Origin of the sequence: Streptomyces sp. CB00316, from assembly GCF_001905595.1 — a bacterium.
GTDB lineage: Bacteria > Actinomycetota > Actinomycetes > Streptomycetales > Streptomycetaceae > Streptomyces.
Genome location: NZ_LIXI01000005.1, coordinates 604,926 through 617,608 on the forward strand (window position 1 = coordinate 604,926; position 12,683 = coordinate 617,608).

The window sequence follows — 12,683 nt, forward strand, 5'->3', positions numbered from 1 at the left end:
ATTACTGCGATCGGGTCACGGGGGCCCAACCCGGTCTGTCACAACTCCGTGATAAGGAGGGAAAATGACTGATTACCTCTCCCCCGACCTCCTCTACCGCGCTGCCGACACGCGCTACGACACGATGCGATACCGCCGCACCGGACACAGCGGGCTCAAGCTGCCCGCCCTCTCGCTGGGCCTGTGGCACAACTTCGGCGACGACCGGTCGCTGGACTCCCAGCGGGCGATCCTGCGCCGCGCCTTCGATCTCGGAGTCACCCATTTCGACCTGGCCAACAACTACGGTCCGCCGCCCGGCTCGGCCGAGCTGAACTTCGGCAAGCTGTTCGCGCAGGATTTCGCCCCGTACCGGGATGATCTGGTCATCTCCACCAAGGCCGGCTATCTGATGCGCCCCGGCCCGTACGGCGAGTGGGGCTCCCGCAAGTACCTGCTGTCCTCGCTCGACGCCTCGCTGAAGCGGATGGGCCTGGAGTACGTCGACATCTTCTACTCGCACCGCTTCGACCCGCACACCCCGCTGGAGGAGACGATGGGCGCCCTGGCGTCCGCCGTGCGGCAGGGCAAGGCACTGTACGCGGGCGTCTCCTCGTACAACGCCGAGCAGACCGCCGAGGCGGCCGGGTTGCTGCGGGAGATGGGCGTCCCGGCCCTGATCCACCAGCCGTCCTACTCCATGATCAACCGCTGGATCGAGGACGACGGCCTGCTCGACACCCTGGAGGCGGCCGGAATGGGCTGCATCTCCTTCGTGCCGCTCGCCCAGGGCCTGCTCACCGACAAGTACCTGAAGGGCATCCCGGAGGGCTCGCGCGCCACCCAGGGCAAGTCGCTGGACCCGGGCCTGCTCTCGGACGAGGTCCTGCGCCGGCTGCGCGGCCTGAACGACATCGCGCAGGGCCGCGGCCAGTCGCTCGCCCAGCTGGCCATCGCGTGGGTGCTCCGCGACAGCCGTATGACGTCGGCGCTGATCGGCGCGTCGAGCGTGCGGCAACTGGAGGAGAACGTGGCGGCGCTGGCCGGACCGGCGCTGACGGCCGGGGAGCTGAAGGAGATCGACGCCTTCGCCGTGGACACCGAGGGCACCAACATCTGGGCCGGACGCGGCTGACGCCTGGTCGCGGGGCTCAGGGGGCCCGGAGGGCTTGGGGGAACTCCGGCGGGTGAGGGTCCGGGGCCGGGCAGAAAAAACGGGCCGGTCCGTGGGGGGATACGGACCGGCCCGAGGGGGGGTTTCCACCATAACCCTTCATAAGTGCTGCCGCGTGCCGCGCCACTCCACAACTACTCTCCGGATGTGCCTGACTCCGTAACGGGGCCGGGAGGAGGCCCGTCGGCCAGGGCTCACGGCCCGGATTCGTCCCCGGTGTCGAGGGGGCGCGGAACGGCGCGGACTTGACGCCACGCGGGGGCGGGGCGGCCGCCCTTGCGGACAGAAGCCGACCTGAAGGGGCCCTAGGTTCGTTCCATGACGACCCGCGCCCGTGCGACCGTGACCGTGACCTGGCCCGAGGCGAACGCCCGGAGGCTGGCCCGCCAGCACCTGTCGGGCCCGGCGCCCGGCCTCTCCCCCGCCGAAGCGGTCGGCGCCATGCTCGGTACGCACGCCCAGGTGCTGTCGGCGGCAGAGCTCTCGGTGGGGCTGCGCGGCGAGGACCTGAGGCGCACGGACGTGCGCACCGCTCTGTGGACCGACCGGAGCCTGGTCAAGACGTTCGGGCCGCGCGGCACGGTCCACCTCCTGCCCGCGGCGGACCTGCCGCTGTGGACCGGCGCGCTCTCCGCCGTACCGACGGGCCCGAATCCGTTCCCCAAGGACGCCCGGATGACCCCGGAGCAGGTGGAGGAGGTCGTGGCGGCGATCGGGGCGGCGCTGACCGGGGCGGAGCTCACGGTCGACGAGCTCTCCGAGGAGGTCGTCGCCCGGACCGGGCCGTGGGCGGGGGACCTGGTGATGCCCGGCTTCCAGGAGATGTGGCCGCGCTGGCGGCAGGTCCTGCATCTGGCGGGACACCGGGGCGCGCTGGCCTACGCCCCGAACCGGGGCCGCCGGGCGGCCTACACGAACCCCGGATGCGCCCCGCTGCCCGGGCCGGAGGCGCGGGCAGCGCTGGTGGAGCGATACCTGTACGCGTACGGCCCGGCCACCCCGGCCCACTTCGCCCGCTGGCTCGCCGCGCCGAAGCGGTGGGCGGAAGGGCTGTTCACCTCGCTGGCCGGTTCCGGGGCGATCGAGGAGGTCGCGTTCGAGGACGCCGGGCCCGCCTGGGTGGTGGCGGGCGACACGGGCTTCCCGACCGGTCCGGTACGGGGTGTGCGCCTGCTCCCCTACTTCGACGCGTTCACCATCGCCTCGCAGCCCCGCGAGCGGCTCTTCCCCGGCCGGGCCTCCGAGCGGGCGCTCGCGGGCGGGCAGGCGGGGAACTACCCGGTGCTGCTGGTGGACGGCACGGTCGCGGGCGTCTGGCACCAGCGCCGTGCGGGTAAGCGGATCACGGTGACGGTGGAGCCGCTGGAGCCGTTGCGGGCGGGGCGGCTGCGGGCGCTGGAGCACGAGGTGGAGCGGGTGGGCGCGATCATGGAGGGGCGGGCGGAGCTGACGGTGGGGGTGGTGTCGGTGGGGCCGCACGCGTAGGGGGGCGGGGCGGGGGCGACTGGGCCCTCTCCGCGGCGCCACTCAACGGGGGCCCTCGGCGGGGCCCCTCAGTGCGGGTGGAAGCGGACCGCCAGCGTGTCTCCCGCCGCGACCACGAAGTCGCCTTCCGCGCAGCGGATCACCGCCTCGTGGACCTCGCCGCGCCCGTCCCTGCGCTCCAGCGTTCCGACGACCGTCCAGCCGCCCTCGTACGGCACCGGCGGCAGCTGCGTCAGCGGGGCGTGCTGCCACTGGATCGCCGGTACGCACCAGTCGGGCAGCAGCGGCCAGGCGCCCGGGGTGACGCATAACGTCCAGTCGGAGGTGCAGGTCAGCAGGACGGACTGACCCCGGTCGATCACGAACTCCACGGCCTCCGGCTCGCCAGCGCGCCCCTCGGGCCGGTAGAAGACCCCCTGCACGGCGGTGATCCGGGAACCCGTGAGCCAGTCGGAGTTGCCGCTCCGGGCGCGCCCGACCGGGCTGCCGCACTCTTCCCTCTCCACCGTCATGTCCGCTCCCCGTCTCCCTCGCTGGACCTGCTCCCACCGTGTAGGACGGCGGCTCGCGCGATCGCGTTGCCTGGCGGGCAAAGCTGAACTGGCGTCCGGGGTAAGCAGGTTGACACCCCCTGATACGTCACAGGGGCTTACGGGCCTCAATCAGGAAGCGGGTGGTGTGGGCGAGGAACGGTCCCTCCTCCTCGATCTTCCGGTGGAGTGCGGCCAGTTGGGGCCGGTACCGCTCGACGGTGAATCCCGGCACCATCCAGATCACCTTGCGCAGGAAGTAGACCACCGCACCGATGTCGAAGAACTCGGTGCGCAGCCGCTCCGGACGCAGATCGACGACCTCCAGCCCGGCCGCCTCCGCGGCGGCGCGCGCGTCCTCCGGGTCGCGGCCTCGGCGCACCTCGGGCGGCTGCGGGCCGAGGAAGTACTCGACGAGTTCGAAGACGCTCGCCGGGCCGACCTGCTGCGAGAAGTACGTACCGCCGGGGGCGAGCACCCGGGCGATCTCCTCCCACCAGGTGGTCACCGGATGCCGGCTGACCACCAGATCGAAGGCCGCGTCCCCGAAGGGCAGCGGCGGCTCGTCCGCGTCCGCGACGACGACGGCACCGAGGGGGTGCAGGAGCGCGGTGGCGCGGGCGATGTTCGGCGGCCAGGACTCGGTGGCCACGGTGACCGGAGGGAGCTTCGGCGCGGCGGCGAGCACCTCGCCGCCGCCGGTCTGGATGTCGAGCGCGGCGCGGGCCTCGCCGAGCCGGCCGGCCATGGCGCGGGCGTATCCCCAGGAGGGGCGCTGCTCGGTGGCCCGGCCCTCCAGCCAGGAGAAGTCCCACCCGTCCACGGAGACGGAGCCGGCCTCGGCGACGAGGGCCTCGAACCGGTCTCGGGAGGCGGGGGAGGAGAAGGGCGCGGGAGGCGGAGGGGGCGGAGGGGACTGTCCGGACATACGGGAATCGTGCCAGGCCGGGGGCAGGTGGCGCGAATGGATTCCGGCGCCCGCACCCCCATGGGCGTACGCGCTCGGGCGCTCAGGCCGTCAAGGCCCCCAGCAGCACCCCGGTGAGCGCCCCCGCGATCATGAACGGGCCGAACGGGATGGCGGTCCCGCGCCCCGCCCGGCGCAGGACGACGAGGCCGAGTCCGTACGCCGCGCCGAACAGGAATCCGGCGAATCCTCCCAGGAACAGCACCTCCCAGCCGTACCACCCGAGGGCGACGCCCAGGGCGAGGGCCAGCTTCACATCGCCGAAGCCCATGCCGTTCGGGTTGACGAGGAAGAGCAGGAGGTAGAAGCCGCCGAGCACCAGCCCGCCGAGAAGCCCGGAGGTCCAGGATCCGGCGTGTCCGGGGAGCAGGGCGGCCCCGCCCAGGAGGAGGACGGCCGCGGCGGCCAGAGGGAGGGTGAGCGGGTCGGGCAGCCGGTGGACGCGGCGGTCGACGGTGGCGAGGAGGACCGCGGGCGGGCCGAGGAACAGCCATCCGACGAGCTCGGGCCGGGGCCCCGTGGCGGCGGCGAGCGCGACGCAGGCGAGGGCGGTGACGAGAGGGGCCAGGGCGCCGGGGGCGTACGGGAGAGGGGTGGGGCGCTTGTCTCCTTCGGCCTCCTCCCCGTGCGGGACACGGGCTTCCGCCTCGTCCCCGTACCGTACGGAGGTCTGCGCGCGGGATGCGCAGGACGTGCAGCGGGCCGGGCCCCACCAGCCGCCGAACGGGCCGGTGAACGCGTGCCCGGCGGGGCAGGCGGTGCGCCAGGGCTCCTCGGGTTCGACGGCGAACCGGTACGCGGCGCGCGGGATCAGCAGTCCGGTGGCACCACCCCAGACAGCGGCGACGGCGAGCAGCACGAGGTCCACACCACGACCCTAATCGGCCGCGCGGACAGGGGGCTTGGGCCCTGGGGCCCACTCCGGACCGTTCGGGACCGTTCGGGACCGTTCGGGACCCAGGGGTGGACGTCGAGGGCTACGGTCGGTGCCCATGAGGACTTGGCGTGATGGCGAGGGGACGCTGACGGTCGGCGGGGACGCGGGGGCCCGGGAGGTGCCGCTGCGGATAGCGGCCTCGTACCGGACCCGTACGCGCGGGCTGCTGGGGCGGGACGGGATCGACGGGGCGTTGCTGCTCACGCCGGCCGGGAGCGTGCACACCTTCCGGATGCGGTTCGCCATCGATGTGGCGTACCTGGACCGGAAGTTCACCGTGCTGGCGGTCCGCACGATGAGGCCCGGCCGCCTCGGCCTGCCCCGGCTGCGGTCCCGCCATGTGGTGGAGGCGGAGGCGGGGGCGATGGAACGGTGGGGGGTGCGGCCGGGCGTCCGGTTGGAGTTGCGGGCGATAGGCACGTCCTGGGGAAGGCCCGCGTCCGGCACCCCGTAGGGCCTACGGAGGACCCGTGCCGAGCAGGGTCCAGGCTCCGTACGCCGCCGAGGCGCAGGCCAGTACGGCGATGACGGCGGCCGGCCGCTCCGCGCTCCGCAACCGCGCCAGGGCGGCGGCGGGCGGGAGGAGCAGCGGGAACGCGGGCATCATCAGGCGGGGCCGCGAGCCGAAGTACCCGGCGCCGATCAGCGAGATGACGACGATCGCGATGCCGTAGACGAGGAGGGGCAGCGGCTGCCGCTGCCGTACGCAGAGCACCACGAGCCAGCCGAGCAGCCCGAGCGCCGCGCAGAGCCCGAGGGCGGCGGGCAGCGGCAGCCCGGCGATGAAGGCGGCGAGCGCACGGCCGCCGTCGATGCTGTTGCCCCACTGCGCCTGGACGTCGAAGTACGCGAACGGGCTGCCTTCCCGTACGGCGACGAACACCACGTACGCCAGCCAGCCCAGCGGGGCGAGCGCCACCCCGGCGATCATCCGGGTGTTGCGGCGGAGCACCGGGCCGATCCCCTGTCCGGCGCGGTACTCCCGTACGAGGGTGACGCCGGCCGTGATCGCCAGGGCCGCGATGAGGCCGGCGGCCGAGGGCCGGGTGAGCCCCGCCAGGACGCAGAGGGCGCCCGCCACCAGCCAGCGGCCCTTGAGGACGGCGTACAGCGCCCAGGCGGCCAGTGAGGTGAAGAGCGTCTCCGTGTACGCCATCGACTGGACGAACGCCGTCGGGTACACGCCCCACAGCGCGGCCAGCACCACCCCCGTACGCCGCCCGTACAGCTCCGCCCCGACAGCGAAGATGCCCCAGGCGGCGAGCAGCCCGGCCGTCCAGGCGACCAGGAGGCCGGCGCCGCCGAGGGTGAGCAAAGTCACCTCGCGGATCCCTCGCTCCAGGGCGGGGAGGAGGGGGAAGAAGGCCAGGTCGGAGTGGAGGGCGCCGTCGGGGAGGGTGACGGTGTAGCCGTACCCGTTCTCGGCGATGCGCTGGTACCAGACGGAGTCCCAGCGCCCGGTGAGCCGCGTCAGGGGGTCCTTGCCAAAGGCCTGGGCGGCCGCCCACAGGACCAGGAGCCCGAGGGCCCGGACGGCGGCATAGACCGCGAGCGCGGGCGCGGCGGCCCGGAGTGCGGCGGCCGTGCGGGGGCCGGGGCCGCGGGGGTGCGGGGCCGGGGCGCCGGGCAACCGGGGACGGAGCTGGTGGTCGGACATATTGCCGATTGTCTCCTCCGGCTGGGGGTCCCGACCCTCCGCGCCTCGGCCCCCAGGCGGCCCGGTCCTCGGTGGCCGTCAGCCGATCGCCGGGCGGAGGGCCGGGCGGGTGCCGAGGCCGTGGCCGACGAGCGGGGCGACCGTGCGGATCAGCTTCAGCTGGGTGGACCGTAAGACGCGGACGGTCCTCTCGTCGGACCAGCCGGTCGTGGTGGACCACTCGTAGCCGGAGCCGACCACGTCACTGGCGAAGGCCAGCTCGGTGGCGAGGAGCGCCCGCGCCCAGTCCATCGGCTCCAGCGCCTCACGGGCGATCAGGGCCGCACGGATCCGGAGCGAGCGGTAGTGGAGGTCCTCCGTGCCGCCGAAGCCCATGGCCAGGGCGAACTCCTCCGTGGAGCGCGCCGGGCCGCACCACTCGATCAGGCCCAGTTGCAGGAGCCGGGACTCCTCATCGGTCAGCGTCAGTTGCTCCGCCGTCTGCACGTCTGTCGTCACCTTCCTTGATCGGTTACGACGGCCGACGCTAACTCCCATCACCGGCAGGCGTCTTGGGTCCGAGGACCCATGCCCGGGGCACATGCGGACGCCGCGCTCACAGGCTGGGGACGGCACTCCCGAACACCTTCCAGGGCGAGATCGTGGTGGCGTCCATCACAGTCAACTGCGGGTGCCTGTAGGCGATTTCCGCCCGTACGGCAACGGCGTCCGGCCAGCAGTCGAGGGGCGCCGAGCCCTCGATGACGACCCCGTCCCAGTCGGTGCCGGCCGTCACGCCGCTCCGGTCGACGACGAAGCCGATGCAGAGCACGCAGGCCCGGCCGACGGTCCGCCGGACGGCGCTCACCGCCCGTTCCCGCTCCACCGGCGGCAGCTCCCCCACGGAGAACTCGACGGCGACGACGCCACCGCGCGCACGCCGTATGCGTACGAGGAGATCGGGTCCCTCGTCCATCCACAGCCGGAAACCGACCCTCTGGAGCCTTTGCAGACCGGAAAGAGAGAGAAGCTGCTCCCGCGTCACGGGCGAACGGGCGCCGGACGAGAAGTGGTCCAGGCTGACGAGCACGGACCGCCCGGTCACCGGATGCACAGGGCGAAGCTTTTACTCCTCCAGGTCACCCAGGAGCGTCGCGGCGTCCAGCCGGGTCCAGCCCAGGTGGTACGAGTGGAAGAAACCGGCACTCATCGACGCCCCCGCCCTCATGACGACATGAATCTAGTAATTCGCGTGCGCAAATGCAAGAGTGAGGGTCCATCGGCGTCTCCGAGCGTACCGAGCGGCCGGCGGGTGCGGCGTGGGCCCACGGACCCACGGGCGGCCCAAAGAGCGAGGCGAAAGGCCGCACCCGGCCGACTTGGGCCCGACTTTGGGGCCGGGGACCCGCGCCCGGGGACGTGTCCCGGCCGTACGCTCACGGCCGGCCGGCAGCACACACAGTGCTTTCAGGTGCCGAGTTGCCGAGTTGCGGATGGCGGGCGCGAAGAGAGGGTGCACCGTGAACGGTGGCGGTGACGGGGGCGGGGGCATGGGAGACAGGCGCGCGGGCCACATACCGTCAGGACGCCGGGGTGCAGGGGGCTCCGGCGCCCTGACAGGCACGGAACCGGGCGGCCGCTTCTTCGCGTTGACCCGCAGCTGGGCGGCGGGCGCGCTGGTGTATCTCGGCGCCGGATTCCTGACGAGCCGGGTCCTGCTCGAACTGCTCGGCAGTGAGGCGCGGTTGGAGTCGTTCGGCTGGCGGCTGTCCCTGCTGCACATCCCCGCGCTCGCCGTCACCCTGCTCACCGTCCTGGCCGCCGCCCGCATGCTCCCCGACGAGCACCGCGCCTCCCGCGCCCTCTACCTGCTCGCCGCGCTGGCCGTACCGACGGCCGGTCTGGCGTACGGCTTCGCGGTCTCGTGGGAGGCCGTGGGGATCGAGGGCGTCCTGATGCCCGTGGTGGCGCTGGCCACGGGTGCGGCGTCGGGCCTGGCCGTCGACCGGCTCCTGGAGGAGCGCGCCACCCGGCCCGCTCCCCCGCCGACGTACTCGTACAACTGGCGTGACAGCGGCGCCACGGCGACGGAGTACCTGGGTGTCGTGGTCCTCGTCGTGACGCTGATCGGCGCGATGGCGATGGCGGGGGTCGGCGGGCAGATCGGGGAACGTATCCGCTGCGCGATCAGTGCGCTGGCCGGGGGCGGCGGGTCGTGCACCACGGGTGGCGGGGACCCTGAGGCGCAGCCGAGGACGGACGCCGACTACGAGCCGAAGATGTGCCAGATCTCGTCCGTCTCGGACAAGGCGGGCGGCAAGGTCAAGATCGGCTGGTTCGAGTGGGGCGAGGAGTACGGCTTCCAGCAGAAGGTCTCCCAGGCCAACACCGACGTCAACGGGGACGGCAGGGTCGACGGGAGCGACAAGGTCGTCTCCATGACGTTCACCGACGCGGCCTCCGCCGGTGGCACGGCCGGCACGCCGGGCGTGAAGCTCGGGAAGCTCGGCAAGGCGGACATCGACATCGGCGGCGGCATCAAGATCACCAACGGTGACACCTGGATCTTCGCGAGCGAGGAAGAGGCGCAGAAGATGCGGGACGACATCGAGGAGATGAAGATGTGGGAGACCGCCACCAAGCACGGTGGCGGGTACGGGGGCAACTGGTACTCCGGCATGAAGTGGGCGGAGAAGAAGGAAGACATCGAGCGGAAGATCGGCGACAAGAAGATCTCGTACTCGACGGTCGGCCTCAACGCCTATGCGGACGGGGGCCTGTCCGTCAAGGGCGGCGACGAGGACGAGCTCGGCGCCAAGCTGGGCGGAAAGGCCACGTTCTCGCCCGAGGTGACGATCGCCAAGGACGACGTGGGCGGCAACGAGTCGTACACGTACACCGCCAAGCTCGAACTGGAAGGCAAGCTCAGCGGCAACACGGGCCCGCTCAAGGGCACGTTGAGCGGCAAGCAGAACCGCACCGGGGCCATCACCGTCACCCGCGACCAGAAGACCGGGAAGATCGTCCGCATCGACATGACGCAGACGGTGGAGACCGGCTCCCCCTCCGGGAAGGTCGAAGTGGGCGGTGACAACGGCGAGACGGGGGCCGACAAGCGCGGAGGCAAGGGCAGCGTGTCGGACCCCTCGGGCGAGAGCGGCATCGACGTGGTGACGAACTCGATCGTCTTCGGCAAGGAGACCGACGCGGCCACCGAGGCGAAGCGGACCGTCGCCGAACAGTGGCTGGACGGCTCGGGCGACAACACCGCCCCGTTCGCGTACCTCTTCGGCGACCGCGGCATGGAGACGCGCCCCACGGGCAACGACCCCTTCGAACGGCTCATGTTCGAGGACGGCCTGTCCAGCACGATGCGCTACCTCGGGGAGACGGACGCGCAGGAGTTCGGCTTCGAGATCTCGCTCGGGATGAGCCTCGGGTTCTCCCTCTCCGACGAGCAGAGGCAGGAGACGCTGACGGACGCACGGTTCCTGGGGGCGCCGCGGGGTGACGGCCGCACGTATCTTCCGTACAGCTACTGCGCGAACTGACGTCCACCGCGCACACGGTGGACCTGAGAGGCGATGACGATGACGAGAAGGCTCCACGCGGGCAGGCGGGCCGCGACGGCCGCTCTGGGCCTGTCCCTCCTCCTGGCACTCTCCGGCTGCGGCGACGACACCGAGGGCGAAGCCTCGATCCCGGAGGGCTGGTCCACGCTGGACACGGACAGCCTGAGCGTCGGCTACCCGAAGGGCCAGGGGTACGCGGAGCAGCCGGCGGCCGAGCGGAGCAGGAGCAACGCGGCGGTCGCCCTGAGGGTGGAGGACGGCATCCGCACGGGCATGGTCTCCGTCCAGCTGAACTTCGCCACGGGCGTGAGCGACGCGGCCGAGGCGGCGGCCGCGGCAGGCGCCGGAATCGGCCTGGGCTCCACCCGCAAGGCGACGGAGGACGTCCGCCTGGCAGGCCCTTCGAGCGCCCTGGACGCCCGCCGCATCGACTACGACTTCACGGCGGACGGCCAGAACGACACCCCGAACAGGGGCACTCCGATGACGGGGGTCCTGGTGGCGGGGGTGGACTCGGGGGGCGTGCCGTTCGTGGTGCGGCTGACCGCGGTGAAGGGCGCGGTGGACGGGGGGGACCTGGACGCGTTCGTGGGGTCGGTCACCGTCAAGTAGGGCGTGCCTAGGCGGACCCCAGCTTGTAGGAAGGCGGTCCGGTAAGGGGGGCCTCCGCAGGGGAGGGCGGTCCAGCACGCTGGGGCACGCCGCAGAATAGCTTCGCGTCATTGAAGGTTGATTTCGCCTGCTTCAGAAGCTCCTGGACCCGCTCCCCGTCTTCCCGCGCCCCCAGCTGCACCGCGTACAACGTGTCGAACGGCGCACCCGTGTCCACCACCACTGTCTCGACTCCCCCGTACGCGCCACAACGCCCTTTCCGCACAGCTGCTTCATCCTCCGAACATTCCAGGTAGCAAGGCCGCCAGGGTTCACAGGCGCAGGGCATGCCGGGTGATCGCTGGGTGCGCATCGCTGCGACGAGCAGGCTGCGTCCGATCGCAGGGCGGCAAGGAGGGCCAGCTGCTGTCACGACCGGCGGCCCGGCACCGCGCAAGCACTTCGCGGTGCCGGGCCCCCGGTGGCCCACAGAGCGGAAACGACGGAGGCCCGGAGGTCAGGAGCCCTCGCCACGAGGGAAGGAGACCTCCACTCGGCGGTTCTTCTTCCGGCCTTCTTCGTTGCTGTTGCTGGCGATCGGGTACTGCTCGCCGTAGCCCCGGATCTCGTACGTGATGGTGGGGCCGAGCGCCTTGGAGAGCACCCCGTGCACGGCGTCGGCGCGCTTCTTGGAGAGCACGTCGCCGTGGGCGGAGGAGCCGAGGTTGTCGGTGAAGCCGAAGACGCGGACCTTGGTGGCGTTCTGCTTCTTGATCTCGTCGGCGATGGCGGCGATACGGGCGTTGGCGGCCGAGCTCAGCTTCGCGCTGTCCTTGCCGAAGAGGACTTCCGCCTGGAGCGCGAACTTGATGTCGGCGTTGCTGTCCTCACGGCGCTCCTCGCCGCCCAGGTCTTCCACCACCTGGACGATGTCGAGGACCTTGGCGGGCCCCAGCGTGCCGCCGTCGGGCATCTTGAGGTCCGGGTCGTTGGCGTCGACCTCGACCGGCGGGACCGACTGGGCCTCCGTGCCCGGTGGGACGCTGGGACCGTCGTCGGCCAGGGCGGGTGTCGCCCCGAACAGCGTGAGACTCGCGACGACCAGGAGCGAGGCGGCCGACAAGGCCGCCGGCCTCGTGCGGGTGCGTGTGTGCGTCATGTCGGCCGTCACCCGGAGATCTTTACCGATGTCGTCGCGAAGGTCGGCAGAGTGAAGTCGACCTCCGTCGTCGTGTTCGGGGGTGCCGGGAACTGCATGAACACGGAAGTGGTCTTCCCGGCCAGAAGAGGCGGAATGCCGGTCGTGCACAGGCAACGGCTCTCGGTGTCACGCAAGATGTAATAGCGCTTCTTGCCAACCTTGTCGACAAGAGTGGCTCCGGCGACCGAGTTCGGGTTCCTCGCAAGCAGTGCTGACTCGGTGCCCGCCCATGCAGTCGTATTCTTCGTCTGCGTGCCCTCGTTCTTGATCGACGCCTGCACGGTGACAAAGCCGCCTGAGTCCCGCTTGGCCTGATGGATGGTCAGGATCAGCCCGTCACCGCGGACTTCTGCCAGCTTGACATTCGGGTCCACATTCTCGCCGGCAGCGGTGTCCGGCTGCTGTTCGCCCTTCTCTTCCGTGGAAGGGGTAGCGGATGCGGAGGGCTTGGCAGAGTTCTCCCCGCCCTGCTGGGCCTCGTCGCTACCGCCGCCGTCACCGCAAGCGGTGAGAGCCAGGCCGAAGACGGCTGTCAGAGCGGCAGCCGCCAGCACCCTTCGGCCTGTCGTGGTGTGCCGAATGCTCATGATCGGATTCCTCTACTCATCGTT

At 71.7% G+C, this 12,683-nt stretch carries 12 protein-coding genes and 1 pseudogene; 5 read left to right on the top strand and 8 right to left on the bottom strand.

Annotated features, from left to right (window positions below; all coding sequences use genetic code 11):
* Positions 1 to 64: 64 nt before the first annotated feature.
* Positions 65 to 1,114: an L-glyceraldehyde 3-phosphate reductase gene (gene mgrA / locus AMK21_RS17335; RefSeq protein WP_073878824.1), complete on the top strand. Its 1,050-nt coding sequence runs from the start codon at positions 65 to 67 to the stop codon at positions 1,112 to 1,114.
* A gap of 357 nt (positions 1,115 to 1,471) precedes the next feature.
* On the top strand, positions 1,472 to 2,638 hold the full coding sequence (locus AMK21_RS17340) for a winged helix DNA-binding domain-containing protein (RefSeq protein WP_073878826.1): 1,167 nt from the start codon (positions 1,472 to 1,474) through the stop codon (positions 2,636 to 2,638).
* 68 nt (positions 2,639 to 2,706) lie between these two features.
* Here the strand turns inward: AMK21_RS17340 and AMK21_RS17345 are convergent, their stop codons facing one another.
* The 3 genes from AMK21_RS17345 to AMK21_RS17355 all read right to left on the bottom strand — a co-directional run bounded on the left by AMK21_RS17345 (position 2,707) and on the right by AMK21_RS17355 (position 5,003).
* Positions 2,707 to 3,150 carry a hypothetical protein gene (locus tag AMK21_RS17345; RefSeq protein ID WP_073878828.1) on the bottom strand — a complete coding sequence of 148 codons (444 nt, stop codon included), beginning with the start codon at positions 3,148 to 3,150 and terminating at the stop codon, positions 2,707 to 2,709.
* Between the two features lie 127 nt (positions 3,151 to 3,277).
* Positions 3,278 to 4,096, bottom strand: coding sequence for a class I SAM-dependent methyltransferase (locus tag AMK21_RS17350; RefSeq protein ID WP_073878830.1), 819 nt, complete (start codon positions 4,094 to 4,096; stop codon positions 3,278 to 3,280).
* An 82-nt stretch (positions 4,097 to 4,178) separates the two neighbouring features.
* Positions 4,179 to 5,003, bottom strand: coding sequence for a prepilin peptidase (locus AMK21_RS17355; protein ID WP_073878832.1), 825 nt, complete (start codon positions 5,001 to 5,003; stop codon positions 4,179 to 4,181).
* Between the two features lie 124 nt (positions 5,004 to 5,127).
* On the opposite strand from AMK21_RS17355, the gene AMK21_RS17360 reads away from it, so the two are divergent.
* Positions 5,128 to 5,526, top strand: a complete 399-nt coding sequence (locus tag AMK21_RS17360; RefSeq protein WP_073878834.1) for a DUF192 domain-containing protein — start codon at positions 5,128 to 5,130, stop codon at positions 5,524 to 5,526.
* A gap of 3 nt (positions 5,527 to 5,529) precedes the next feature.
* Here AMK21_RS17360 and AMK21_RS17365 read toward each other — a convergent pair whose 3' ends face one another.
* From AMK21_RS17365 to AMK21_RS17375, 3 genes and pseudogenes are all read right to left on the bottom strand, one after another.
* Positions 5,530 to 6,729 (bottom strand): hypothetical protein, encoded by a 1,200-nt coding sequence (locus AMK21_RS17365; protein ID WP_073878836.1) that lies wholly within the window; start codon positions 6,727 to 6,729, stop codon positions 5,530 to 5,532.
* Between the two features lie 78 nt (positions 6,730 to 6,807).
* A complete protein-coding gene (locus AMK21_RS17370; RefSeq protein WP_234421961.1) occupies positions 6,808 to 7,227 on the bottom strand; it encodes a hypothetical protein in 420 nt (139 codons plus the stop codon).
* A gap of 97 nt (positions 7,228 to 7,324) precedes the next feature.
* A pseudogene (locus AMK21_RS17375) lies at positions 7,325 to 7,918 on the bottom strand (hypothetical protein).
* Between the two features lie 283 nt (positions 7,919 to 8,201).
* Here AMK21_RS17375 and AMK21_RS17380 point away from each other — a divergent pair.
* Together AMK21_RS17380 and AMK21_RS17385 are read left to right on the top strand one after the other, a co-directional pair.
* Positions 8,202 to 10,259, top strand: a complete 2,058-nt coding sequence (locus tag AMK21_RS17380; protein WP_079181180.1) for a hypothetical protein — start codon at positions 8,202 to 8,204, stop codon at positions 10,257 to 10,259.
* A gap of 33 nt (positions 10,260 to 10,292) precedes the next feature.
* Positions 10,293 to 10,892 carry a hypothetical protein gene (locus AMK21_RS17385; RefSeq protein ID WP_073878840.1) on the top strand — a complete coding sequence of 200 codons (600 nt, stop codon included), beginning with the start codon at positions 10,293 to 10,295 and terminating at the stop codon, positions 10,890 to 10,892.
* Between the two features lie 496 nt (positions 10,893 to 11,388).
* Here the strand turns inward: AMK21_RS17385 and AMK21_RS17395 are convergent, their stop codons facing one another.
* Together AMK21_RS17395 and AMK21_RS17400 are read right to left on the bottom strand one after the other, a co-directional pair.
* Entirely contained in the window at positions 11,389 to 12,030 is a 642-nt protein-coding gene (locus AMK21_RS17395) for an OmpA family protein (protein WP_073879189.1), read from the bottom strand.
* Between the two features lie 8 nt (positions 12,031 to 12,038).
* Positions 12,039 to 12,659: a hypothetical protein gene (locus AMK21_RS17400; RefSeq protein ID WP_073878844.1), complete on the bottom strand. Its 621-nt coding sequence runs from the start codon at positions 12,657 to 12,659 to the stop codon at positions 12,039 to 12,041.
* Positions 12,660 to 12,683 lie beyond the last annotated feature (24 nt).